Annotated in this window: 20 protein-coding genes and 1 pseudogene; 3 read left to right on the forward strand and 18 right to left on the reverse strand. The window is 72.3% G+C overall.

What is annotated here, in order from left to right:
• Window positions 1–40: 40 nt before the first annotated feature.
• The 18 genes from FXF50_RS08210 to FXF50_RS08295 all read right to left on the reverse strand — a co-directional run bounded on the left by FXF50_RS08210 (window position 41) and on the right by FXF50_RS08295 (window position 22038).
• On the reverse strand, window positions 41–1285 hold the full coding sequence (locus FXF50_RS08210; RefSeq protein ID WP_148426606.1) for a cytochrome P450: 1245 nt from the start codon (window positions 1283–1285) through the stop codon (window positions 41–43).
• Window positions 1282–2670, reverse strand: coding sequence for an acetyl/propionyl/methylcrotonyl-CoA carboxylase subunit alpha (locus tag FXF50_RS08215; protein ID WP_148426607.1), 1389 nt, complete (start codon window positions 2668–2670; stop codon window positions 1282–1284). Before FXF50_RS08215 ends, FXF50_RS08210 begins: the two co-directional genes overlap by 4 nt.
• Before the next feature lie 4 nt (window positions 2671–2674).
• Window positions 2675–3229, reverse strand: a complete 555-nt coding sequence (accB, locus tag FXF50_RS08220) for an acetyl-CoA carboxylase biotin carboxyl carrier protein (protein ID WP_148426608.1) — start codon at window positions 3227–3229, stop codon at window positions 2675–2677.
• Window positions 3226–4902 (reverse strand): acetyl-CoA carboxylase, carboxyltransferase subunit beta, encoded by a 1677-nt coding sequence (accD, locus tag FXF50_RS08225; protein ID WP_148426663.1) that lies wholly within the window; start codon window positions 4900–4902, stop codon window positions 3226–3228. The genes accB and accD overlap by 4 nt, the downstream gene beginning before the upstream one ends.
• A gap of 13 nt (window positions 4903–4915) precedes the next feature.
• Window positions 4916–5245 (reverse strand): antibiotic biosynthesis monooxygenase, encoded by a 330-nt coding sequence (locus tag FXF50_RS08230; RefSeq protein WP_148426609.1) that lies wholly within the window; start codon window positions 5243–5245, stop codon window positions 4916–4918.
• The gene (locus tag FXF50_RS08235; protein WP_255509939.1) at window positions 5242–5541 is read right to left on the reverse strand and encodes an antibiotic biosynthesis monooxygenase; all 300 of its coding nucleotides are present in this window, start codon (window positions 5539–5541) and stop codon (window positions 5242–5244) included. Before FXF50_RS08235 ends, FXF50_RS08230 begins: the two co-directional genes overlap by 4 nt.
• A 37-nt stretch (window positions 5542–5578) precedes the next feature.
• Window positions 5579–6358: an SDR family NAD(P)-dependent oxidoreductase gene (locus tag FXF50_RS08240; protein ID WP_255509940.1), complete on the reverse strand. Its 780-nt coding sequence runs from the start codon at window positions 6356–6358 to the stop codon at window positions 5579–5581.
• Window positions 6355–7143 (reverse strand): SDR family NAD(P)-dependent oxidoreductase, encoded by a 789-nt coding sequence (locus FXF50_RS08245; protein WP_148426611.1) that lies wholly within the window; start codon window positions 7141–7143, stop codon window positions 6355–6357. The genes FXF50_RS08240 and FXF50_RS08245 overlap by 4 nt, the downstream gene beginning before the upstream one ends.
• Complete coding sequence (locus FXF50_RS08250) at window positions 7140–7622, reverse strand: SRPBCC family protein (protein ID WP_148426612.1); 483 nt, start codon at window positions 7620–7622, stop codon at window positions 7140–7142. Before FXF50_RS08250 ends, FXF50_RS08245 begins: the two co-directional genes overlap by 4 nt.
• A complete protein-coding gene (locus FXF50_RS08255; protein ID WP_148426613.1) occupies window positions 7619–7882 on the reverse strand; it encodes an acyl carrier protein in 264 nt (87 codons plus the stop codon). Before FXF50_RS08255 ends, FXF50_RS08250 begins: the two co-directional genes overlap by 4 nt.
• Window positions 7883–7905: 23 nt before the next feature.
• On the reverse strand, window positions 7906–9135 hold the full coding sequence (locus FXF50_RS08260) for a ketosynthase chain-length factor (RefSeq protein WP_148426614.1): 1230 nt from the start codon (window positions 9133–9135) through the stop codon (window positions 7906–7908).
• Between the two features lie 4 nt (window positions 9136–9139).
• The gene (locus FXF50_RS08265) at window positions 9140–10411 is read right to left on the reverse strand and encodes a beta-ketoacyl synthase (protein WP_148426615.1); all 1272 of its coding nucleotides are present in this window, start codon (window positions 10409–10411) and stop codon (window positions 9140–9142) included.
• Window positions 10408–10836, reverse strand: coding sequence for a cupin domain-containing protein (locus FXF50_RS08270; protein WP_148426616.1), 429 nt, complete (start codon window positions 10834–10836; stop codon window positions 10408–10410). Before FXF50_RS08270 ends, FXF50_RS08265 begins: the two co-directional genes overlap by 4 nt.
• Entirely contained in the window at window positions 10833–11204 is a 372-nt protein-coding gene (locus FXF50_RS08275) for a TcmI family type II polyketide cyclase (protein ID WP_148426617.1), read from the reverse strand. Before FXF50_RS08275 ends, FXF50_RS08270 begins: the two co-directional genes overlap by 4 nt.
• 155 nt (window positions 11205–11359) lie before the next feature.
• Window positions 11360–13309 carry an AfsR/SARP family transcriptional regulator gene (locus FXF50_RS08280; RefSeq protein WP_148426618.1) on the reverse strand — a complete coding sequence of 650 codons (1950 nt, stop codon included), beginning with the start codon at window positions 13307–13309 and terminating at the stop codon, window positions 11360–11362.
• Window positions 13310–14439: 1130 nt separating this feature from the next.
• A complete protein-coding gene (locus FXF50_RS08285) occupies window positions 14440–16278 on the reverse strand; it encodes a CocE/NonD family hydrolase C-terminal non-catalytic domain-containing protein (protein WP_187399577.1) in 1839 nt (612 codons plus the stop codon).
• A 329-nt stretch (window positions 16279–16607) separates the two neighbouring features.
• Complete coding sequence (locus FXF50_RS08290) at window positions 16608–19625, reverse strand: M36 family metallopeptidase (protein ID WP_222866028.1); 3018 nt, start codon at window positions 19623–19625, stop codon at window positions 16608–16610.
• Between the two features lie 670 nt (window positions 19626–20295).
• Entirely contained in the window at window positions 20296–22038 is a 1743-nt protein-coding gene (locus FXF50_RS08295) for a hypothetical protein (protein ID WP_148426621.1), read from the reverse strand.
• A gap of 204 nt (window positions 22039–22242) precedes the next feature.
• On the opposite strand from FXF50_RS08295, the pseudogene FXF50_RS08300 reads away from it, so the two are divergent.
• The 3 genes and pseudogenes from FXF50_RS08300 to FXF50_RS29525 form a co-directional block, all read left to right on the forward strand.
• Window positions 22243–22425, forward strand: a pseudogene (locus FXF50_RS08300) (ArsR/SmtB family transcription factor); the annotation flags it as partial.
• Between the two features lie 851 nt (window positions 22426–23276).
• Complete coding sequence (locus tag FXF50_RS08310; protein WP_148426624.1) at window positions 23277–23954, forward strand: hypothetical protein; 678 nt, start codon at window positions 23277–23279, stop codon at window positions 23952–23954.
• A gap of 38 nt (window positions 23955–23992) precedes the next feature.
• Window positions 23993–25204: a M23 family metallopeptidase gene (locus FXF50_RS29525; RefSeq protein WP_255509941.1), complete on the forward strand. Its 1212-nt coding sequence runs from the start codon at window positions 23993–23995 to the stop codon at window positions 25202–25204.
• Window positions 25205–25421: the final 217 nt, after the last annotated feature.

The following is a 25421-nucleotide window of genomic DNA, read 5'->3' on the forward strand; positions in this document are numbered from 1 at the left end:
GGAGGGGCCACCCGCGGGTGGCCCCTCCCCTCGTCCGCCCTCAGCGCACCAGCACGGGAAGCTGCTCCAGGCCGCGCAGCATCAGGCTGAACCGCCACCGGAGATCCCCGGCCGGTACGGCCAGCCGGAGATCCGGGTAGCGGCTGAAGAGCCGGCTCAGCACGATCTCCGCCTCCATGCGGGCGAGCGGCGCGCCCAGACAGTGATGGATGCCGTGCCCGAAGGCCAGGTTCGCCGACTGGGGCCGGGTGACGTCGAGGACGTCGGGCGCGTCGTACCGGTCCGGATCGCGGCCGGCCGCGCCGAGACAGATGGTGACGAACTCGCCCTCCGGGATGGTGACGTCCCCGACCCGCACCTCCGTGGTGGTGAAGCGCCAGGTGGCGTTGGTGACCGGGCCGTCGAAGCGGAGGAACTCCTCGATCGCGGCCGGCCACAGCGACGGGTCCGCGACGACGCGGGCGCGTTCCTCCGGGTGGGTCAGCAGGGCGAGGGTGCCGTTGCCGATCAGGTTGACGGTGGTCTCGTGGCCGGCGACCAGCAACAGGAACGCCATCGCCATCAGCTCGTCCTCGCTGAGCCGATCCCCGCCGTCGCTGGCCTCGACCAGCGCGCCCAGCAGGTCGTCGGCGCGGTCACGACGCTTCGCGGCGATCAGGTGACGCAGGTAGTCCACCATGGCCTGGCTGGCGTCGAGGACGTCGTCCCCGCCGGTCCCGGACACCAGCAGGTTGGACCAGGTGCGGAAGTTCTGCCGGTCGGCCGGCGGCACGCCGAGCAGCCAGCAGATGACGGTGAACGGCACCGGGAAGGCCAGCGCCGCCATGAGTTCCACCTCGGGGCCGGGCTCCGCGGCGTCGAGCAGCTGGTCCACCAGTTCGACCACGCGGGGGCGCAGCACCGCCACCCGCCGGGCCGTGAACGCCCGGCCCACCAGCCCGCGGAGGCGCGTGTGGTCCGGCGGGTCGCTGTCCAGCATGTGCCGGCTCAGCTCGACGGCGAACTGCTTCCGGGTGCCCGACTCCCGGAGGAACTCCGCCCGCTTGGCCTCGTCGACGAAGTTGCCGGGGATGAGCCGGTGGCCGACGCTCATGTCCTTGCTCAGCCGGGGGTCGTTGAGCAGCGTCCGCGCGTCGTCGTAGCGCACCACGAGCCAGGTTCGGAGTCCGTTCGGCGTCTCCACCGGGTGGGCGGCGGCGTCGCGTCGCAGCGCGGCCAGGATCGGGTAGGGATCGCGGAGGAAGGCCGGGTCGAACAGCGGCCGGGCTGCCGTGGGGACGGTCATGTCGTCTCCTCGTCGGGACGGGCGGCGCAGACGGCCGCGGACGGTCGGCGGAGGTGGGCGATGAGGGCGGTGTCGTGCTCACCGGCGGCGAACCGCGGTTCGGCGAGCACCTGGCGCAGGACCGGCACGGTGGTGCGGATGCCGCGACCGCCGACCCGGAACTCGGCCAGCGCCCGGTCCATGCGGGCGATCGCCTGTTCGCGGTCGGGCGCCCAGACGACGACCTTCGCCAGCAGGCTGTCGTAGTCCGAGGTCACCCGCCAGCCTGGGAAGGCGTGCGTGTCGACCCGGGTGAACGGGCCCGCCGGCGGCAGGAACTCGTCGAGCAGCCCCGCCGTCGGCACGAACCCGCGTTCCGGGTCTTCCGCGTTGACCCGGCACTCGAGGGAGACGCCGCGGGTCGCCAGGTCGGTCTGTCGCTGGGACAGCGGGAGACCGGCGGCGACCCGGATCTGTTCCCGGACGAGGTCCACCCCGGTCACCATCTCGGTGACGGGATGCTCCACCTGGATCCGGCAGTTGATCTCCATGAAGTAGAACCGGTCGTCGGAGACCACGAACTCGAACGTGCCGGCCCCGACGTACCCGACGCCGCGGGCCCCGGCGACCGCCGCCGCCGCCATCTCGGCGCGCAGCGACTCGGAGAGGTTCGGCGCCGGGGCCTCCTCGACCAGCTTCTGGTGGCGGCGCTGCACCGAGCAGTCCCGTTCACCGAGGTGCTGGACGTTGCCGAAGCGATCAGCGACGATCTGCACCTCGACGTGCCGGGCCCGGTCGCAGTACCGCTCCAGGTAGACCCGCCCGTCGCCGAAGACGGCCTGCGCGGTGGACCGGGTGGCGCGGTACGCCCCGATGAGGTCCCGGCGTTGACGGACCACCGTCATGCCGCGACCACCGCCCCCGGCGACGGCCTTGATGATCAACGGGTAGCCGATCCGGTCCGCCAGGTCGGCGGCGTCCGCGATCGAATCGACCGTGCCGGCGCTGCCCGGCAGCATCGGCAGTCCACAGGCGGCCATCTCGGCGCGGGCGGCGGCCTTGTCGCCGACCCGCGCCATCACCTCCGCCGGAGGCCCGATGAAGACCAGGCCGTTCTCGGCACACACCTCCGCGAAGTCCGGGTCCTCCGAGAGGAACCCGTAGCCGGGGTGTACGGCGTCGGCGCCCTTCGCCAGGGCGGCCTCCACGACCGCCGGCACCGAGAGGTAGCTGCGCCGCGGCGCCGGCGGCCCGATCTGGACCGCGTCGTCGGCGGCCCGGACGGCGGCAGAGTCCCGGTCGGCCGTCGAGTGCACCACCACGGTGCGGATGCCCATCTCCCGGCAGGTACGGACGACACGGAGCGCGATCTCGCCGCGGTTGGCGACCAGAACGGTGTCGAACACGCCGTCACCTCTCCCCGTCGACTGGGCCCAGCACGATGAGCGGCTGGTCGTACTCGACGGGCTCGGCGTCGGCGACCAGGATCTCCACCACCCGGCCGCGGCGGTCCACCTCGACCGGGTTCATCAGCTTCATCGCCTCCACGATGCCCACCTGCTGGCCCGGCTCGACGACGTCACCGACCGAGACGAACGGCGCGGCGCCCACCTCCGGCGCCCGGTAGAAGGTGCCGACCAGCGGGGAGCGCACCGCCCCGTCGAGGTGCACCGGTGGTGGCTCGGCCACGGTGCCGTTGAGGGTCGTGGCGGGAGCGGCCACACCGTTGACGACGGGCGCCGGCGGTGCCGCCCCGTTGGCGGGCAGCGCCCCGGCCGCGACGGCCGGCCACTCCATCTCGATGCTGATCGTGCCGACGGTCGCGGCCACCCGCCGCGGCGGCTGGTGCGCCTGCCGCAGCAGCCCGGCGACGGTCCGGCTGACCTCCTGGAGCATCTCGACGTCGTCCGCCGTCCGGTCGCCGGGGACCGCGGCGACCGATCCGGGCGAGTGGTCGGTGGTCATGCCGCCACCCCTTCCCGGTCGGCGCTGCCGAACCCGCGGAACCGGCGCACCCGGCGGCGCACCAGCTCGTCGGTGTCCCGGCCCAGCAGGCCGGCGAGGGCCGCGGTGACGGCGTCGTGCAGCAACTCCGAGGCAGCGACGGGATCCTGCTGGCTGCCGCCCGGTGGTTCCGGCACCACGCCGTCGACCACCCCGTGGGCGAGCAACGACCGGGCGTCGACGCCGAGAGACTCGGCCGCCCGTGGTGCCGCCGCCGCGTCCCGCCACAGGATGGACGCGCACCCCTCCGGGCTGATCACCGAGTACACCGCGTTCGCGGACATCAGCACGACGTCGGCCACCGCCAGCGCGAGCGCTCCCCCGCTGCCTCCCTCGCCGGTGACCACCGCCACGACCGGCGTACGCAGGCCCCCCATGAGCCGGAGGTTCTCGGCGATGGCGACCGCCTGACCGTTCTCCTCGGCCTCGACGCCGGGGTACGCGCCGGGCGTGTCCACCAGCGTCACCACGGGGATGCCGAGCTTCTCGGCGAGTCGCATCGCCCGGGCGGCCTTGCGGAACCCGGCCGGCGAGGGCATGCCGAACTGGTGCGCGACGAGCTCTCGGGTCGTGTGCCCCTTCTGGTGCCCGATCCCCATCACCGGAAGCCCGTCCAGCAGCCCGATCCCCGCCACCACCGCCCGGCAGTCCGCGCCGCTGCGGTCGCCGCGCAGCTCGCAGAAGCCGTCCAGCAGGTGTCCCAGGTGGTCGGCGCTGGTGGGTCGGCTGATGTCGCGGGCGAGCTGGACGACGTCCCACGCGGCCCGCTCCGCCAGCCGCGTCACGTCCCGTTCCACCGGGTCGGGCCGGTCCTCGCCCCACCCGGCCGGCACGCCACCCGCCGCGGCGAGCAGCCGCCGCAGCGCCGGCCGCAGCTCGACCCGCGGCCGTACGTCGTCGACCAGGCCACGGGCCAGCAGGTGCTCGGCCGTCTGGAAGCCCTCCGGCAGCTCCTCCCGGATGGTCTGCTCGATGACCCGCCGGCCGGCGAACCCCATCCGTGCCCCGCGCTCGGCCAGCACCACGTCGCCGAGCGTGGCGAACGAGGCCGCCACTCCCCCGTACGTCGGATCGGTGATCACTGTGACGGTCAGCAGGCCGGCCCGGTCCAGCTGCGCGTACGCGTTGCTGGTCTTCGCCATCTGCATCAGCGACAGCGTGCCCTCCTGCATCCGGGCCCCGCCGGAGGCGGTCACGACCACCAGCGGCACCCGGTCGGCGAGCGCCGTCTCGGCGGCCGTGGTCACGGCCTCCCCCTCGGCGGCGCCGAGACTGCCGCCCATGAACCGGAAGTCCATCACCGCCAGCACGACCGGGTGGCCCTCGATCCGGCCGCGCACCACGGCGACCCCGCACGCCATCCCGGTACGCGCGACCGCCTCCGCGTGCCGCTCCCGGTACGGCCGGTCGTCGGCGAAGCGCAGCGGGTCCTCCACCGCCCGCGGCACCGGCACCGGCCGCGCGCTGTCCTCGTCGAGCAGTTGGGCGATCCGCTCGGCGGCGGTGAGCCGGCTGTGCCGGCCGCACTCGGGGCACACGCCCAGTTCCCGGGTGAACCGTTTGCCGTAGGTCAGGGCGCGGCACTGCTCGCACCGCACCCAGGGGGCCGTCGCCACCGGCGACCGCAGCAGCATCGTCGTCATGTCCTCACCCGGCCTCGGTGCGCGCGGGCGCCGCGTACCTCGCGGTCACCCGGAAGACCTCGAACGGGCGCTGCCGGGTGTGGTCGCGGAACGGCCGCAGCGGCGCGGTCTGGTCCCGGTGCCCGGCGCTGGACTCCCACGCGGCGAAGTCCGGCCACCCGGCCCAGCGGCTGACCACGGCGAAGCTGCGCGGGTCGGTGATGCCCTGGTGCAGCTCGTTGCCGAGCAACCCGGGGGTGCCCGCCATGCGGGCGCTCGACTCCTCGTACGCCGCCCGCACGGCCGCCGGGTCGTCGGTCAGGTGGTGGACGACGACCTGTACCTGGCCGATCACCGGGGCGCCCCGGCGCCGTCGAGGTGCGCGACCACGTGCATCGTCGTCATCGACCCACCGCTGCGGTAGGGGTGCAGCTTCTCCCGGTGCCGCAGGTGCCGGTCGCTCGTCTCGAACTCGCGGAACTGCCGCTCGTCCACCCAGTCGCTGACGATGTAGTAGATGTCCTCCTCCTCGGCGCCGCGCGACAGCCACTGCCCGAGGTTGGCGGGGTGGCTGGTCACCGAGTCGCCGACCTCACGCCACACCCGTTCGAAGTCGCCGGCCATCCCCGGCCTGATCTCCATGCGCAGCATGACGCGGAATGTGTGCCCCGACGCGGAGCCCGCCATCTCAGATCCCCCCGTCCACGTTGATCGTCTCGCCGGTGACGTAACTGCTCAGGTCGCTGACGAGGAACAGCGCGACGGCGGCGACCTCCTCGACCGTGCCGAGGCGGCCCAGCGCGGTCTTGCCGGCGTACATGTCGCGCAGTCCCTGCGCCCGCTCCGGCGGCATCGCGTCCATCGCCTCGGTCTCGATGACGCCCGGCGCCAGCACGTTCACCCGGATCCCCCGGCCGCCGAGTTCCTTGGCCAGTGACCGGGTCAGGCCGATGAGCGCCGCCTTCGTCGCCGTGTAGTGCGCGCGCAGCGGGATGCCGGCGGCCGCCCCCCGCGACCCGACGTTGACGACCGACGATCCTTCGCCGAGCAGCGGCAGGGTGCGCTGCACGAGCCGGTAGACCGCCGTCAGGTTGGTGTCGAGCACCCGGTGCCATTCGTCGACGGCGAGTTGCTCGAAGGGGATGTGGCTGATCACTCCGGCGCTGTTGATGACGCCGTCGAGGTGGCCGAACCGCTGCGCGCACTCGTCGGCGAGCCGGTCCACCTCCGCCGTGACGCCGAGGTCGGCGCGGACGACGTGGTGGTCACCGCCGGTCTCCTTGAGCGCCAGGGCGAGGCTGTCGACCGCCGCCCCCTCCTGCCGGTAGCAGGTGACGACGTCGGCGCCGGCCCGGGCGGCGGCCAGGACGATACCCCGGCCGATTCCCCGGGATCCCCCCGTGACCAGGATCTTCTTGCCTTGCAACCCGAACTCCACGAGTTCCTCCTCCTTGTTGTGTCCGGTCACACGCAGCCATCGACGTGGATGTTCTGACCGGTGACGTAGCCGGCGGCCGGGCTCGCGAGGAACAGCGCCACCCGGGCGACCTCCGCGGTCCCGCCCAGCCGGCCGAGCGCGCTGAACGACGCGAACAGGGCGCGCTGGCGCGCCGCGACCTCGGGCGGAAGGTCGTCCATCGCCTCGGTGTCGATCCGGCCCGGCGAGATCACGTTGACCCGGATCCCGGCCGGCCCCAGTTCGCGGGCCAGCGAACGGGTGAACCCCACCAGCGCCGCCTTGGCCGCCGTGTAGTGGGCGCCTCCGCTCATGCCGATCGACGTCACCGTCGACCCCACATTGATCACCGACGAGCCGGCGGACAGCAGCGGCAGCGCCGCCTGCGTGACCAGGTGGGCCGACGTGAGATTGCCGTCGACGGTGGCGTCCCACTCCGCGCGGCTGAGTTCCGGGTACGGCTTCGGGGCGAACGCGCCCACGTTGTTCACCACGACGTCGAGTCCGCCGAGCCGGGCGCGGCACTCGTCGATCAGGTCCCGCACGTCCTCGTCGTGCCGCACGTCGGCACGGACGAGCCGGTGGTCACCGGACGTGGCGCCGAGCTCCGCCCGCAGGCTGTCGACGGCGGGGCCGGGTTGCCGGTAGCAGGTGAGGACGTGCGCGCCGGCCCGTGCCATCGTCAGCACGACGGCCCGGCCCACGCCCCGGGTGCCACCGGTGACCAGGACCCGCCGGCCGTCGAGCACGGCGTCGGCGGGCCGGTCCTCCGCGGTGTCGTACGTGGCCCGGGTCATCGGACCGGAACGTCTCGCGCGTCGGTGGCCGCGCGGGCGGCCGCCTCGACCCTCTCCTTGATCAGCCGCTGCTGCTCGGCCGTGTTGCGGTTGAGCCGCGCCGTCATCGCCGCGTCGTCCAGCGGGGCGTCCGGCCGCATCCGGAACTCCTGCTGCCAGCGCATCCGGACGCCGCCCTCGACCGGCTCGTAGGTCCAGCGGATGTTCATGAACTCGAAGACACCGGTCTCGACCCGGTGCGCCGAGACGGACAGGTCGTCGCGGTCGGTGGTGCGTTCGGACACCCAGCTCCACACCCGGCCCTGCTCGTCGGGGTGCAGGGTGAGGCGGAACCGTACGGTGTCGCCGCGCTCCTCGAGGATCTCCGCGGACGCGTACTCGCTGAACAGCCGGGGCCAGGACGCCACGTCGTTGGTCATCGACCAGACCAGGTCCAGCGGCGCGTCGATGACGACGGCGTTGTCGGTGCGCGCCGTCATGCCACACCCGCCTCGGTCAGCCGGGCGTTGACGTACGCGACGGTGGACCGGGCGGTGGTCATGTGCTCCAGCGCCTCGTCCGGCATCGGCACGCCGTACTCGCGCTGCACGACGCTGGCCACCTCGAGCATCGCCAGGGAGTCGAAGCCGAGTTCCGCGACCGGCGTGTCGAGGTCCGCCTCCCCGAGACCGTCGATGTTCTCGCTGTCGCCGCAGGAGCGCAGGATGCGGGTGAGGTCGTGCACGGTGAAGTGGTTCACGAAGATCCCTTCCGGTGTGTCGGTCAGTTGCGGGTGCGGTCGCCGGCGGTCAGCACGAGCGCGGCGGTGAAGCCGCCGTGGCCGCGGGCGACCACCAGCGCGGTGGCGACCGGGCCCTCCCGCGGTTCGGTCACCAGGTCGAGGTCGATGCCGGGGGCGAGCCGGCTCACGCCGGTGGTGGCGGGCAGCACGTCGTCCCTCATGGCCAGCAGCGCGGTGGCGACGTCCAGCGGCGCGCCGCCGGCGTAGAGCCGCCCGGTGAGGGTCTTCGGGACGGTGACGGGCACTCCCCGTGGCCCGAAGACCTCTACGAGAGCGGCCGCCTCGGCGGCGTCCCGGTCCGGGACCGCCACGGCGTCGGCGAACACGACGTCCACGTCCGGCGGCGTCACACCGGCGTCGGCGAGGGCGGCCCGGATGGTCCGGGCCAGCGCCGGCGGCCGGGACGAGCCGGGCGGGGGGTCGAAGCCAGCCGCGTAGCCCGCGATGGTGCCGTAGGGGCGCACACCGCGGCGGTGCGCGCTCTCGGCGCTCTCCACCACCAGCATCGCGCCGCCCTCGCCGGGCACGTAGCCCGCCGCGTCGCCGGCGAACGGCAGGTACGCCCGGGTCGCGTCGTCGGCGGTGGACAACTGCCCGTTGGCCATCTGTGCGACCAGGCCGTACGGGCACAGCGAGGCGTCGGTCCCGCCGCTGACCACCACCCGCGAGCCGGTGGCCAGCAACCGCCGGGCCTGACCGAGGACGTCCAGGCCGCCGGCCTGCTCGGTGCAGAGCACGCCGCACGGCCCGCGCATGCCGTGCCGGATGGACACCTGCCCGGTGGTGGCCGCGTAGAACCAGGCGATGGACTGGTACGCGCCCACCCAGGACGGCCCCCTGGTGTACAGCCGCTCCATCTCGTGCTGGCCGAACTCGGTGCCGCCGGAGGAACTGGCGGTCACCACGGCCATCTCGTACTCGGGCAGGGCGCCCGGGTCGACCCGGGCGTCCGCGAGGGCCGCCTCCGCCGCCGCCAGGCCGAACTGCGTCCAGCGGTCGGTCTGCGGCACCAGCCTCCCGGGCACCCGGTCCGGCGCGTTGAACGCCGGCACCTCCCCGGCGACCCGCGTCGGGTAGGCCGTCGGGTCGAACCGGGTGATCCGGCCGAGCCCGCTCTTGCCGGCGAGCACCGACTCCCAGTGCTCCTCGGCGCCGATTCCGGTCGGCGCGACGACACCGATACCGGTCACCACCGCGGTGGCTGTGGTCATGCCGTCACCTCCTTCCGCGGGCGTCCGCCCGGCGCAGGACCATGGCGCTCTGGAAGCCCCCGAACCCGCTGCCGACCGTCAGCACGGCGTCCATGCGGTGCTCACGGGCCTCGTTCGGGACGTAGTCGAGGTCGCACTCCGGGTCGGCGACCGCCAGGTTCGCGGTCGGCGGCACGACCTGGTGGTGCAGCGCCAGCGCCGACGCCGCCACCTCCAGCGAGCCGATCGCGCCGAGCGAATGGCCGACCATCGACTTGATGGAGCTGACCGGCACCTCGTACGCGTGGTGGCCGAGGGTCCGCTTGAACGCCGCCGTCTCGTGCCGGTCGTTCTGCTTCGTGCCGGAGCCGTGGGCGTTGACGTAGTCCACGGCACCGGGATCCAGCCGCGCCCGATCCAGCGAGACGCGGATCGCCTCCGCCATCTCCCGGCCGTCCGGCTTGAGGCCGGTCATGTGGTGGGCGTTGCTGCGGTTGGCGAATCCGGCCACCTCGGCGTAGATGCGCGCCCCGCGCCGGCGCGCCGCCGTCTCCTCCTCCACGACCAGGACGGCCGCGCCCTCGCCGAGCACGAAACCGTCCCGGCGCCCGTCGAAGGGACGCGACGCGTGCGCCGGGTCGTCGTTGTTGGGCGAGGTGGCTCTGATCGCGTCGAAGCAGGCGGAGGTGATCGGCGACAGCGGAGCGTCGGTGGCGCCCGTGATCGCCACGTCCGCGGCGCCCTCCTCGATGATCTGGACGGCGTGCCCGACCGCGTCCAGCCCGGAGGTGCACCCGGTCGACACGAGGGCCACCGGACCCTCGGCGCCGACCTGCCAGGCCACCTCAGTGGCGAGCGTGCTGGGGACCATGTACCCGTACAGGTGCGGCACGCCGTAGGTGTGGTCGACCAGCCAGCGCCGCCCGCCGTCGGACAGGACCCGGTACTCGTCCTCCAGGCCCATCGTGCAGCCGACGGCGCTGCCGATGCTGACGGTGATCCGGGCGGGATCGAGGCGATCGACCTCGATGCCGCTGTCGGCGACCGCCTCCCGCGTCGACACCACCGCGAACTGGGCGGCGCGGTCCATGCGGCGGATCTCCTGCGGGCCCAGCCCGGCGGCCACCGGGTCGAAGTCGCATTCCGCCGCGATCCGCGACCGGAAGCCGGCCGGGTCGAAGAGCGTGATGGTGCGGGTGGCGGTTCGGCCCGCCGCCAGCAGGTCCCACAGGGCCTCGCGACCGATGCCGCCGGGGGCGACGGCACCGATCCCCGTGATCACGGCGCGCCGGTTCACCGCCCACCGCCGACGTCCGGGTCGGCCGCGTCCGACGCCAGCGGGGCCTCGGTGTCGATGTGGCCCAGCTCCGGGCGGGGCGCCAGGGGCGACAGGTGGAACACCAGTCGTGCCCCGCTCGTGCCCACGTTGCGCAGCCGGTGCCGCACACCGATCGGGACCAGCAGCGAGTCACCCGGCTCGAGGGCGACCGGTGCGTCGTCCAGGGTGATCTCGAGTTCCCCCTCGATGACGTGCAGGAACTCCTCCGAGTACGGGTGCTGGTGCTCGGTCACGTACTCACCGGGGCGCAGGGTCAGCACGCCGCCGAAGCCGGAGGTGCAGCCGACCGTGCGAGGGCTGAGCGTGACGCGGATGTCGCCGCCGCGCCGGACGTTGGCGCTGACCGCGGACGCGGCGACCTTCAGCCGCGTGACGGTCGTCATCGGACGTTCCGGCGGGCGGGCGCGGCCGGCGCGGCGAACCGGGGACCCGTCTCGGGGGTCCACGTGTAGAACGCCTCGGCCATCGCGTCCCTCGGCTCGCGCCACTGCGGGTCGTACGGCGAGATGAACCGGCCCAGCTTGGTGTTGATGTCCTGGTAGAGCGGGTGACTGCGCGCCCGGTACAGGTTCGGGGTGATGTCCTCGTCCGCCTGGACCAGATGGAAGTAGAGGTCATGGAACGCGAAGAGGGTCCGCCGCGACACACCCACCATCGCCGGCAGGTCGGTGCGGTCGGACTCGGCGAAGACGTTCGCGACCCCCTCCGCGTCGGCGACATCCATCTTCGCCACGATCAACGTCTGGTGCACGGTTCCTCCCGGCTTCGTCGGTGTGACCACCGTCGTCGCCGGGTCTCGAATCGGTCTCGAACCCGTCTCGAAGGTGGGTGGACACGCCGGGCGCCGGCACCCATGACAGTGGCCCACCTGCCCAGGGCGGGCGGGTGGGCCACGAGAGGGGGTGGTCAGGCCGAGTGCGCGCTCAGCGGCAGGATCGAGCGGCGGAAGTGCCACGCGGCGGAGGGCGGAAGCGTGGAGCCCGGCCGGTCCTCGTCGGTCTCGGCACCGATGATGGAACGCAGGGCGAGCGCGTTCAGGCGGGGGACCACGTACCGCGGCTCCGCGGGGCGGCGGGCCGAGGGCGGCCCTCCCAGTGGGGGCGGCGACGGCACCTCCTCCAGCAGGTGCATGTCGACGAGGTTCTCGATCAGCACCTCCGCGTCCTGGATGCGGGCACCGAGCAGCGCCGCCAGCTCCCTCGCCCCGAACCGCTGCCAGTGCTCGGTGACGATGACCCGCAACGCCCGCCGGTACGGCTCGGGCAGGCTCCGGTATCCCACGTCGACCGTGCCGATCAGGTCACTCGGGCCGGCCGTCAGGTCGAGGAGCATCGACTCGTCGCGGCACACCCGGTCCAGCAGGCGCGAGGCCGGCCAGCCGGGACGGCTCGCGAGCCGCGCCGCCACTCCCCGCACGGCCAGCGGCAGCAGGCCGCACACGCGGATCAACGCCTTGACGGCCTCGTCCTCGTCCTCGACCCGCCATTCGCCGGCGATGTTGCCCAGCATCCTCAGCGCCTCGTCCATGGTCATGGTGGGCAGTGAGATGTGGTGCGCGCCGGGCAGCCCGTCGTGCCGGTAGCGGTTGGTGGAGATGACCGCGCACCCCGAGCCACCGGGCAGGAGCGGCCGGAGCCATTCCGCGCCGACGACGTCGTCGACGACCATCAGCACCCGGCGGTCCGCGGTCCAGGTGCGGAAGGTCCGGCTGAGCTCGTCGACGCTGGTCGGCAGGTCGTCCCGGGGCAGCCCGCAGGAGCGCAGGCTCGCGGTCAGCACCTCCTCCAGCCGTATGTCACCGGACGCGGAGCCGGACATGTCCACATAGAACTGACCGTCCGGAAACCGGGACCGGGCCTGGTGGGCGGCCTGGAGCGCGAACGTGCTCTTGCCGATGCCCGGCGGCCCGTGCACCTCGACGACGGGGAACGCCGCGCCGGTGCGGGAACCCGCGCCGAGCAACTCGGCCACCTGTTTCAGGCACACGTCACGCCCGACGAAGTCGGGGATGCCCGGTGGAAGCTGGGCCGGCACCACCGACCGGTTGACCGAGGTGGTCACGCGTGGCCGGGGTAGACCGGTGAGCTGGGGGTCGTCGGCGAGGATGGCCTGGTGCAGGCGCTGCACGGCGGCGGACGGCTCCAACCCGAGTTCGTCGACGAGCTGCCGCCGGATCCTGCGGAAGACGTCGAGAGCCTCCGGCCGCCGTCCGCACCGGTGCAGGGCGAGCATGAGCTGACCGGCGAACCCTTCGTGGGTGGGATAGTCGTGCATGGCGCCGCCGAGCTCGTCGACCACCCCGTGGTGGTGACCGAGTTGCAGCAGGGCGCTGAAGCGGCGCTCCAGCGCGGCCTTGCGCCGCTCCTCGAGCTGCGTGGTCCACACCGAGAGCCGACGCCCCAGGGTGACGTCGACGAGCGCGGGTCCGCGCCACGTGGCAAGGGCCTCGCCGAGCGTCTGCGCGGCCTTCTCCAGCTCACCACCGTCCATCTCGGCGCGCCCCTGGGTGACCAGGCGATCGAACCGGTGCACGTCGACCACCTGCAGGTCGTCGAGCCGGAGTTCGTATCCGCCGACCCGGGTCATCAGGATCGGCTCCGCGGGCTGCGTCGGAGGCGGTTCGGTGCCCAGGTCGAGCCGGCGTCGCAACTGGTAGATGTAGGTCTGCATGGTGGTCAGCGCGCTCGGCGGCGGTCGGTTCTCCCAGAGCTCCTCGAAAAGCTGATCGACGCTGACCAGCATGTTGGCGTTGAGTACGAGCGCAGCGAGCACCCGCCTGAGCTTGGGGGCCGACGGAGTGACGTCGACCCCGGACCGCCGCACGACCAACGGACCGAGCAGCTTGATCTTGATCATGCACGCTCCCCCGATTCACGCATGTCACTCGCTGTTCCCCCGAACAACATCTCCACGGCAAGCTTTATCAATCACCGAAATCGGCGCCGCTCGCCACATTAGCCGGGCCTGGAGCGTCGCGACAAGCCCTGGAACGTTGCTCGAATACCACTCGAGAGGGCACACGGACGACCGCTTGCGAAAGCCACGGGCAAAGCCGGATGATGGCACCGGGAAAAGCGCCGGACCATGCCACTCACCTCGGGGAACATCGACCGGGCGACGGCGTCCGAGGCGCCACGGCAGGTGCTTCCCAGCCGCCGGCCCAGCGGTAACCGTGACGAACCCGCCTGGCAGGCGGCCTCGCCGGGACACCCCGGCAATGTCATTCGAATCAATTCGAGCCGCGCGACGGCGTTTGAGGACGGACCACGAAAACGGTTCGCGACCTCCGTCGCCACAAGCTGCGCCCCGATTGGTAAATCGTCCTCCCGCCAATCGGGCCGGGGATGGAAAACAATTGCCGGCCCACCCGACGGGCGAGAACCGACCGCAAAGGAAGACGGGTCGGGAATTCAATACGCCGACCGGCGGCCGCCGTTTCTCCGCCGGCTCGGCCACGCTTCCCGGCAGGGGTCCGGCCGGCCGGCCACCACGCGTCCACGCTGATCAGGTCAGACATCATCATGAACAGAGACGCGGAAAATCTCACGCATCGTGTGCCGTGCGGTACTCTCGGTCAGCAGAGGTCCTACGGAATGCAACTCGCGAATGACGGCGAGGCATGAGCGCCTCATGTTCTGAGTGCGGACAGGCCCGCCCCGTGGAGTCCCACGACTTTGGCCCCACCCCCCTTTATGCGGTCCCGGTGAGCGGTTCCTCGGCCCGTACCGGCCGCAGGCGGTGGGATCCTTCGCATTGGTCGGCGGCGCGGTGAGGCTGCGACGGAGACGGCCGGGCACCCCTGGGCCACCCAGACGGCCCGGCCGACGTTTGGCGACCGCCCGCCCGGCGCCCCGGTCGGGAAGGGGTCGAGGATGCCGTCACCGATCTGGTCGACGATCGTGTCCGGATGTTGACGGATCAGCCGTCCGTGGGGATCCCCGCGAGCGACCCGCGTCGGGCAACCGCAACGACAGTCAGCCCTGCGGTCAACGGATGGTGGTGTCGGCCGCTGACCGCAGCGGCAGCACGAGCCGGGTGGCGGACAGGTCGAGCGTCGCGGTCACCGCCGGGTTCGGGGGCCGGTAGGTCGGCTGGTCGACCTGAGCAAGGTCCAATCGGAGCCGGTGACCGGCGGGGAAGGTCCAGTGGTTGCCATAGAACGGCACCTGGACCACGCCGCTGCGGGCGTCGTACCCGGTGAAGTCGAACCGGTAGACGCCTCGACTGACCAGCACCGCCACACCGTCGGGGGCCACGTCCCACAGCCGTGCGGCCAGCACCGCGGTGGGGGTGCCGGGGGTCGCGGCGTATCGGGCTTGAGCGTGGCCGATTCCGACGAGAGTCTGCTCCGTCGGCAGCGGTTGCGATACGGCTGTGTAGCCGTCGACCGGCGCGGTGGTCAGCCGCGCGGACGTGCGGCAGCCTGCGCTGGTGGAGGTGATGGTGCCGCCGGCGACCGCGTCGCTGGCGGCTGCGTCCGGATCGGCGGCGCCGGAGCTGGGCGGCAGGAGCACCGAATCGTGGAAGTCGACGGTGAGGGTGCCCTTGGCGAGGTCGGCCGGGCTGTCCGCGCTGATCGCGTCGGCGGCGGTCGCGCTGCCGGTGCATCGGGTGGGGTAGCTGGACACCGTGGTACGTCCGGGTCGGCTGCCGGTGATGTTCGCCTGCAGGAACAGCCATGCCCGCTGGTTGATCGCCTGCCACACGCCGGGCGGGTTCTGGGCCCGCGCGTGCCCGATGTCGCCCACCACCACGGCGATTGGCCAGTCACGGTCCAGGCTCTTGAGGTAGGTGAACATGCGGAACGACTCCAGGGGCGGGAAGAGGTCATCCGTCCAGCCGGAGATGGAGAAGATCGCTGGCGTGCGGCCGGCGTCGCGGCCGACGCGCCACCCGGGCTGGTAGTAGGCGGAGTGCCAGCCGCTGAACGCCGTTCTGACTTGCGCCATCGTCGGGTCGTCCACGCGGTCCGGCGTGCTGTACGGTTCCCCCGCGTCGACCCTGCCCAGCCAGGCGGTGAACGGCTCGGGCCCATTGCTCTGTGGGCTGGGGGTACCTTCGTCGAAGACGCCGTTGGCGGTGCCAAGGCTGTAGAGCCCGCCGATGTAGCTGGACTTGGCCACGCCGATCGGGTTGCCGACGCCGAGGGTGCCCGGTGCCCCCTGCGCGGAGGAGTACAGGTCGGTGCCCTGGTACGGCTGGCCGGCGGGCGTGCGGGAAGCGCCGCCGGGGTGGCCGTTGGGCATCAGGGCGTAGGCCAGGTCCGTCCACGGGTACCTGGGCACGGCAACCTGCATCCGCAGGCGGGGCAGGCCGGGCCAGTCGCTCCAGTATTCGCTGCCCGCCTGCGCTGCGGCCTGCAGCCAGCTCTCCCCGCCGCCGTAGGAGCCGCCGCTGACCGCGACCTGGTCCCGGTTGATGTCGGGATAGGCGAGCGCCGTCAGCCCGGCCACCCACTGGGTGTCCCGGATCTCCACGTCTTTGTTCTTCACCCGGATGGTGCCTGTCGGCGGGCACGCCGATCCGCCGGGGGGTAGGCAGGTCGGCGCGACCCCCGCCGGGGTCGCCGGTTGGTAGCTGGCCCGCGGGCCGGTGTCGCGGAAGCCGCGGGCGGTGTAGGTGAGCACGTAGTAGCCGTGCGCGGCGAACCAGTGGCTGTTCCAGTGGTACTTGTCCGCCCCGTCGGCGGCATCCGTGATGGATTCCCACTCGTGCTTGTCGTTGCCGAAACCGTGCAGCAGCACGATCAACGGATGGCTGTTCCCGGTGCCGGGCATCGGCCGGGTGACGTCCACGTCGAGCGGCGAGCCGTCGAAGCTGGGCACCTGCGCGGAGCAGACCGTCGCGCCCCCCGGGTACGCCGCGCAGTTCGCTCTCAGCGGCCCCGCATCCGGCGACCCGCCGCCCGCAGCACCGGACACAGCCGCGGCCACCGGATGCGCCGTCGCCGCCAGGACCGCCAGCATCACGAGTGCGCTGCCGAAAGCCGACCCGCCCCACGTCGTACGTGCTGCTGTCACGGGATTCCCCTCCTCGAAACTCGTCAGGCGACAGCGGGGAAATGCCCCGGCCCGCCCGCGCTGACCGCGTTCGGGGTGGTGGCGTCTACCGTCCGGCGGCCACCACCCCGCCGCGGGTGTGACGTGTGGTCAGGTCACCTGGTGTCGGTGGCGGTGAGGGTGAACGGGACTGCGGCGCCCAGCCACAGCTGGGTCAGGACATACCGGGTGCCGCTGGGGATCGTGCCGGATTCGTCGGCGGCGGAGGAGGCCGCTGAGCCGAGCAGTGTGCACGACTCGTCGTAGAAGTACAGGTCGAAGTCGTACGGGGTGGCGGTGTCGCTGTGCACGTGGACCTCGTGGGCGCCGTCGCCGAAGCTGTCCGGCAGCTGGGTGACCCACCCATCCGCTCCCTGCGCCGGCGCCGCCGGCACGGCGCAGGCCGTCTTGAGGGCGGTGGCGGTCACCCCGGTGGCGTCATCGGCGGTGCCGGTGGACGGGTTACCGGTGACGATCACTGCGGACTCGGTGACCGGCGCGTCCGGCGGCGACGGCGGCAGGGGCTCGACGCCGGTGGCGGTCTGCGAGAACACCTGCAGCTCGGCGGTCTGCACGTCGGTCCTGGTTTCGCCGAGCGCGGTGTCGGTCCAGAACCGCACGTACTGCGCCTGCACCGGCTTCGGCAGGGTGAACTGCTTGTAGTGCAGGTCGGGCGCGGTGGGTCGGGGCGTCTGGTAGCCGAACCCGTCGGCCTTGGTCAGGACGGTCTGCCAGTTCGCCCCGTCGGTGGAGGTCTGCAGGGTGAAGCCGCGCAGTCCCTCGAATCGGGCGGCGGCGAAGGCGCTGACCTGAACCGACGTGATCTGTGCCGGCGCGGCCAGCTTGATCACCGCGTTCCCGGTTCCCGCGGTGCTCTTCCAACTGCTGGCCTCGGTGTCGTCGATGAGGCGTGCGGCACCGGTCGCGGTGGCGGAGACGATGGTGGCGCCGTTGGCGGCCGAGGCCAGGTTGGGCGCCAGGGCGAACCGCAACGCCGATGTCCTGCCGGCGGTGACCTTGACACCTGGGAAGGTCCGGGCGCCGAAGCCCTCGGCCGCGATCGTCACCGGGTAGGTGCCGGCGGTCACCGGCGCGGAGAACCCGCCGTCGGCCGACGAGGTCCGCAGCGGCGTGACCCGCGCTTCGAACACGCCGAGCATGACCCGGGCGCCGGGGATCGGCTTGCCGGTGGCGGCGTTGACCACGGTGCCGGTCAGGGTCCCGTTGCGCGCCGAGTTCACGTGCTCAAAGGAGGGGGTGGGGTCGGTGTCGTCACCACCATTGCTGGCGGCGTGCAGACCCAGGCCCCGCTTGGCGAAGGCACCGTAGACGACATCGACCAGCGCGTCGTAGTCGGAGCGGCCGTGGTAGCGGTTGTCCAGGGCGGTGCGGATGGCGTCGCGCATGTCGACGAACGACGGGTCGGCCGGGGACAGCGGCATCGCGTCGGTGATCAGCCGCGCGGCCATCTCACCACCGGCGGTCTCGCCGTAGCGGGCAACGAGCGCCTTGCGCAGGTCCCACAGGGTGGCCGTCCAGATCTCCCCGTCCGAGTGGACCTCCGGGCCGCCGAGGTCGTACCCGACGTCCCCGTAGCCGGTGGGGTTCTGGTCGTAGCTCCAGTTGCGGATGCCGCGTTCGGTGTTGCCGGTCGCGTACTGGCCGACCACCGATGTGGTGGCGAGCTTGTTGCCATAGAGGTAGTTCAGCGCGTACCAGTCACCCCAGCCCTCCCCCATGGAGCCGGACTGGTGGGTGTTGAGGGCGTTGTCCTCGCCGCTGACGTAGCGGTTGGACAGCCCGTGCGCGTACTCGTGCTCAATGACGGAGGCGTCGAAGTTGCCGTCGGAGTACGGCCCTTCGAAGCTGTCGTTGATCGGCTCCCACAGGAACATGCCGCTCCAGGCGGGAATGCCGTCGGGCAGGGTGAGCATGTAGGCGTTGTCCCGGCCGGTGTAGGTGGGTGCGCCGCCGCTGGCGGCCCCGGCGTGGACCAGCCCCAGAACCGGGTCTCCGCCCTGCCCGCCGTTGCCACCGTTGTTGACCTGGAAGTTGCCTGCGGACTCGGTGAAGCCCAGCGCCCGGAACTCGTCGTGGATGCGGTTGTGGTGCCAGAACAGGTTGGTCGCCGCCGGGTTGAGGTCCAGGGCGTAGGACGGCGGCACGGACTGGCCCCTGCTCCGCGCCCAGTTCGCCGCGTAGGGGTAGTTGAACTGGGCGGTCGGGCTCACCGGCCTGGGTCCCTGGTCGGCGGGGACCAGGAAGTTCGAGTAGTTGGCGTAGGTGTTGGCGTTGTTGCCGACCGTCGTGGGACCGGCCAGGCCCGCCAGCCCGGTCGGGTCGAGGTAACCGGAGGGCGACTGGGCGCTCGGCCCGAAGGACTTCACGACCGGCGCGCCGCCGGCCGGGGCCCCGGGGTAGTTCTCGTAGACGGTGCCTTCGGCGTCGTGCGCCACCAGGGACGCCTGGTACAGCGTCTCGCCGGTCGCCGCGTCGACGACCGAGTCCCACGCCTGATCCAGGGCCTTGATGAACAGCACCCGGTAGGCGGGCCGAGCGCCGTCGCGGGTCGGGAACGCCGCCCTCTGGACGTAGGACTCGCCGGCGAAGGGGCCCTTGGAGAACACCTGGAAGCCAGCTCGCTCACCGGTCGGCTGGGCCGTGTAGGCCACCCCCGCCGCCAGCTTGCCGGCCACGCCTTCGAGTACCTGACCGGCGGACAGTCGGTGCGCTGCGGTCAGCCCACCACCACGCGCCGAGCTACCCGCGTAGGACAGGACCCGCCCGTCGCTGGCCAACGCCACGCCGAGGCGCCCGCCCCGCACCGCCGGCAGACCCTCGTACGTCTGCGCGAAGTTCACCACGTGCGTGCCGGTACCGACCAGTTCGTGGTCGCGCACGACCACCAGCGACGCGACGTCTGCCGCCGTGAGACCGAACGCGTCACGGTTGGCATCGAGGAAGGACCGGGCCACCGACACCGCATCCCCTGAGCGAGGACCGGTCAGCCAGCCGCCGTCCTTGCGGATGGTGCGTGGCGTACCGAACCGCCCGTCCCAGCTCACCCGGGTGCCGGCACCCGCCGTCGCGACCAGGTCGCGCACCGCGGCAAGCTGCCCGTCGGTCGGCCGCACGGACTGCGTGGTACGCCTGATGTCGAGCCGGTCGACGCCCGACGACCCCACGTCGACGACGGCCGACGCGGCAGTTGGACTGAGTGTGAGAACCAAGGCGAGTGCCACTCCCACCGCGAGCGGTCGACGAATACCCATCGGGACTCCTCTACGGGTCTGATCACGCCCTGCGCCCGTGCCGGTGCTGGCTACCTGTCATATGGACATCGACGGGAACGGCAACAGTGCAACAAGGCCGGCTCGAAGCGGTCTGCCTCAGCAGGCCCTGCGCCCTTGGTGGACCGCCAGACGGAGCGAGATCTGCCATCCGCTCCGCGGCCCCGTTTTCCATGTCAAGAAAGGACGACGCGCCGACCCGCGACCGGGACGAGAGGCCGACCCGCGAGCAGGTCGAGCGACAGGGCACCCGCGATCGCCCCTTCCGGCACGCCCAGCGGCACACCGTCCGTCACACCTGCCGCCACAGTGTCCCCGACACCCTCCGCCGCCCACGCCGACGCAGACCCGCAGCGCGGGTCCGATCCTGCTCGGCCCTCGAGCGGAGACGGGGTGGCGAACATGGTCCAGGGGTACTGCGATCGGCGCGTGGCCGGGAGCTCAGCGAGGCCTCGCAACGGCGAGGTCTACCTCAACCAGATATTCGTCGATCACGCTGTGGGTGATCCTCCGGTCAGCGACGGCCGGTCTCGGCCGACTCGGTGTCAGCCCCGCGCCGCACGGTGTCCGAGCCCGGTCGTGGGTCCGCTCCGTCCCTCCGGTGCTGTTGCCGTCGGGATGCTGATCGTTGCCCGGGGGGCCGTTCCGCGGTGTCGGGGACCGCGGCGGGCGGGGTGGTGCGGCTCGCCGCGGTGTCTACCAGGTCCGGCAGGTCCCGCCCGCCCACCAGGGGTAGCTCTCGGGTGACCTGCGCGACCGGCCCCGGCTCGGCCGACGGGTCAGTGACTCGCGTCGTGCGGGCGCGGCCCGTGGTGGTTCGCGTCGTCGATGCCGGGCTGCGGGTCGTTGCCGACGGCGCGGGGGCGGCCGGCTCCGCGACGAAGCCCGGCGCGTCCGTCGTAGCCGATGCCTGCCCGCGACCGGTGGCCGACCGGCCCACCGCGTTGCGCGGCGTCCGGCGTGGTGCGGTTGCCGGCAGGAGCGGGGCGAGCTCCGCGTGCAGCGCCGCCCAGTCGGATGCGCGGGATGGGTCGGGCTGATCGGTGGTCGAGGTGATCCCGGCGCCGTCGGCCCGCTTCATCTGCAGGTCGGTACGGTCGGGCGCCTCCGCCTCCGAGCGCTCCGATGGCGGCCGCTCGGCACTGTCTGCCGTCTGCTCGGTGGCGTTCACGTGCTGAACGTCGTCCCCGCCCGACCCTGGCCCCGCTGAGCCGCCTGAGGCCGCGTCGGCTGACGTGACGTTAGGGACCGTGTCGGGCGCTGGGGCGGTGTCCGGGGCAGGGACCACCGCGTGCCGCTCGGAGGCGTGGAGGGGGCCCGCCGGGGATTCGGCGAGCAGCCGCGCCGCCGAGGCGAGTGCGACGGGTTCGGGCTGATCAACCCGGCGCCACCACCGGCGGCGGCCTGCCGGCAGGTTCCCGGCCAGCACGCGCTCAGGCGCCAGATCGGCAGCGATGAGGGCGGTGAGCCCGTCGTAGTCCGCCTGATCGCCCAGCCGCCGGGCGATCTCATCGAGGTCGTACACCGCCAAGGCGATGTCGGCGGTGGTGGCGTCCAGTGCTCGACGGATCTTGCGGTGCAGGACCTTGCTGAGTGCCGCCTGCCGCCGCTCGGCCCGGATCTGCGCGTGCGCCGCGTCGAGCGAGTCGTACAGTCCGAGGCCGGGGTCGGCCTTGGCCAGCGAACGGGCACGGCGGGTCAGCCACGGATGTCGCAACCAGTGTCCGACCGGTTCGTACGCCGGCGTGGTGGGTGGCAGCTGCTGCCTGGCGCGCAGCCGGTCCCGCCGCTGGTTCTCGGTGTTCATCAGCCACACCAGGTACCCGAGCAGGGACATGCCCGCGTAGAAGCCGCCTTCGAGGTGGTTGGCGTGAGCCAGCCAGTTGAAAACGACCGCCCCAGCGGCGATGCCGGCCGACAGGACGCGGGACAGGACCGCCCCCTCACCGAGTCGGCGGCGGACGTCGGCGTTCGCCAGCACCACGACGCCGCCCAACTCCAGCGCCCCAACGGCGGGAAGGGCCACGTACCATGGCATGCCGAGCCGCTCCATCGCGCCGGACACCTGGCCGCCGAGCGCGACCAGCAGCACGACCACATAGAAGCCGGTACGTAGCACGGCGACCTGTCGCACCGCCTTGGCCAGCCCCGCGTCCCACACCGCCGGCGGGTCGACGCCTGGCACCTCGCCGGCGCCGTGCATCCCGCCAGTTGAGCTTCCGCCGGTCATCCGGGTCCGGTTCGATTCCTGGAACACGCCGAGCAGGTTCCTCTCTCACTCCGGCACCGGCCTGACCGGCGCCGCGGCCGCCCGACCCGGCGGTGCCGCCCGGCCGAGTCGCACCGGAGCCCGCTCCGACTGCCGCCCGTCGTCCGCCGCATGCTACCGGGTGGCCGGCCGAATGGGAGATCTCAGACACCACACCCGGGGGACCATCGGACCCCCTCCCCGAGTCACGCCGCGCCGCTCGGCCTCGCCCAGCCGACCGTCAGTCATCACCTCCGGATCCTCACCGAGGCCGGCCTGCTCGAGCGCGCGCAACACGGCGTCTTGGCGTACTACCGCCTAATGCCTTCCGCGATCGCAGCGATCGCCGACTCGCTGACGGCGCCCCGCAAACGGGCCACCAAGAAGGCCCGCTAGAACACAGACGGCCAGCAGCTAGTGCGGCTTGGGGAGCAGCACTCGTCGTCCTGGGACCCGGCGGCGCGTCCACCCCAGCCTCGGCGGACCTGGTCGACAGACAGCCGCTGTCCGCTTGGCCTGGGGGCACTGGCAAGAGACTGGCTCCGCTCCTGTCATTCCCGTCGCCACTGGTCGATGGCACTCACGCGGCTGCGTGCCGCCGGGACCCGGTCTGGTAGCCGCCCCGATTCAGCTGACGAAACCGTCAGGCCGTCCCCGGGTATCCCAGATGGCTCTCACCCGCCCACCCGATGCCCCCGGGCGGCTGCTTCCACTCGCTGGCGCGCCTTCTGGAGATAGGAAGGTTAGGCCATCGCTTACGCGCCGCTTGCCGGCTGGCACCGATCGCTGCACCGAGCTCGGGATAGCCGGCTCCGCATCGCACCGCTTCCTCGGCATTCGCGGATACGACGTCGGCGAGAAGAATACGCATCTGTTCGCCTGCTGCCATGCGCGCCAGGTGGGTCCGCATCCTCTCCGCGTAGCTGGGCCTGTGGTCCGCTCCGCCCTGCGGATCCATATCGGAGCTGTTCAGCCGCTGCGCCCAGTCCACGGCGACAGCACCCAGTTGCCGCCGTAGTTCCTGCCGCTCGTCCGCCGTCAGGTCCCGCATGGTCCGACCCCCCTCGCCATCGACCTCACCTTCAGAGTCCGCCGGACAACCAGGGTTGTCAACTACTGCACGTCTGTCAGGATCCGGCGAGTAGGAGAGTCGGCCGACCATGCGTTGGCACGATCTCCGGGTGGGTTGAGCAGGAAGGTGCACCTGGCCGGAGGCGATCGTGGGCCGGTCGGCTTACAGTGTGGGAATGTGGGGGTCTGTCGCCGCGTCGGTGGCGGGCGTGATGGGCGCGGTGGCCGCGGCTACTCCGGCGCCGCCACTGGCCGCTGCGGTGGACGCTACGCCGGCGCTGACGTCGACACCGTTCGGGGCGCTGCCCGAGCAGGGGGTGACCCACACCGTCACGATCTCCGGTAGGGGCACCCTCACGGCAACGCGGGTTACGTTCACGACCACGGCTGATCTCGACGGGGTCATCGCTCGAGCCGAGCCGGGTCGGTGTGCAGCATCCCCTCGTATCGTCGTCTGCGACCTCGGTGACCTGCTCCTGGGTGCCCCGGCAGCGGCGCCGCGTGTCACGATCACGGGGCGGATCCGCCCCGGTGTGCCGCCGGGCACGGTAATCCGCAACCGGGTCAGTGTCGCTTCGGTGGAGTCCACCGCGACGGATCCCCGCATTGCCAGCAACGCCTATCTGCTCCCGGGCTCGACGGCCTCGGCCACGGCCACAGATCCATCGTCGGAGTCGCCGGCCGTGGCAAGTCAGGTCCGGCCGCCCGGAGGGTCGCTGCGGGTGCCGGCCGTTGCGGCGGCGGTGGTCGGCGCGATCGCGGCGGGCGTCCTGCTGACGCGCCGACGGCTGCGGCGGCGTCACGACCTGCCCCTCCGGCCGGCTGTGACGACCCGGCACCGGGATCCGATGTAGCAGAGGGACGGGAACGGGGTCGACGGCGGGAGTACGTGATGGGCGAACGGTGGTGGAGGCAGGCCGCGCTGGCGGCCGTCACCGGGGCGACGCTGATGGTGATGTCCTTCTGCCTGGACGCCGGGCCGGCGACCGCCGAGGTGCAAAGCTCATCGGCGCAGGGGCCGCTGCCGACCTTGCCGCCCCTGCCGAGCCCGTCGCTGACCGTGTCGCTGCCACCGGTTACACCGCCGAAGGTGACGCTGCCGCCCATCAAGCCGCCGACGGTGAAGCCGCGGCCCATCCCGTCGGCCACTGCGACGACCCGACCGACTGCGCCACCCGCGACTGTTCCGCCGACCTCGGGCAAGCTACCGCGGGTGGGCGTCCCGGCCCCGCCCAGCGCCGACGGGCCGATGGTGAGCCCCGGATCGGCCCTTGCGCTCATCGCTGGCGATCCCGGCGCCGACCTGTATCCGCAGCCGCCGGTGGACGCCGCCGTCACCCCGCAGGCCCGCCAGGTCGCCGCGCTCAGCGACGTCGAGCACCGGATCCAGTACCTGGAGAACGTTCTCGCTCGGACCCGCGATGACCTCACGAGAGTAGAGCGCGGACCGGACCCGGTGCTGCACCTGCTGATGTCCCTGACCGCCGGCGGGGATGCGGATGCGGCGCCAATCGCCGTGGCGGACTCCGCGGATGTGGTGGACACCCCCACCGGTCGTGCCGTCGCGCTGTCCGGCGCGATCACCTCCGGCCAGGCCGAACTCATCCGCCGCCGGGCGGAGGAGACGCGGCTTCGGCAGGAGATCAGCCGTCGCGTGCGCACGGTTCCCGCCGTGGCGGCACCGGCCCGCACCGTCGCGACGGTCGGTGAGGGCCGGCTCGGACGTCCACTGTCGGGCCGGCTCACCAGCAAGTACGGCACCCGTTTTGACCCGTACTACCACGTGTGGCAGTTGCACGCGGGTGTGGATCTCGCCGCCCCGATTGGTACCCCGATCCTCGCGGCCGCAGACGGACGTGTGTCGCGCGCCGGCTGGTACGGCGGCTATGGCAACTACACCTGCATCGATCACGGCAGGGCTGACGGGCAGCGGCTGTCCACCTGCTACGGCCATCAGTCGAAACTGATGGTGTCGCCCGGCCAGCGCATCCGTGCCGGCCAGGTCATCGGACTGGTCGGATCGACTGGCGCCTCGACGGGCCCCCACCTGCACTTCGAGGTACGTCTCGGCGGCCGTCCAGTCGACCCTCTACCTTGGATCTAGGCCGCGCCATCCTCTGCGGGGATGCGAGATGGTCGGCGGGGGCCACCGAAGGGGCAGCCGGGGCCCTGAGCAGCGCCTGCCGAGCCAATGCCCAGTCCTGGCGTGCCCGAGCGTTCCGACGAGCGCGAACGCCACGGGCTTTCCGGAACACCCACTTGCTTGTGCCGACGCAGCCAGCAACACGGGAACCTCACCAGCCGGCAGGGCAAGGTTGCCG

The sequence above is a fragment of the Micromonospora sp. AP08 genome, from assembly GCF_008085935.1.
Classification (GTDB): Bacteria; Actinomycetota; Actinomycetes; order Mycobacteriales; family Micromonosporaceae; genus Micromonospora; species Micromonospora chersina.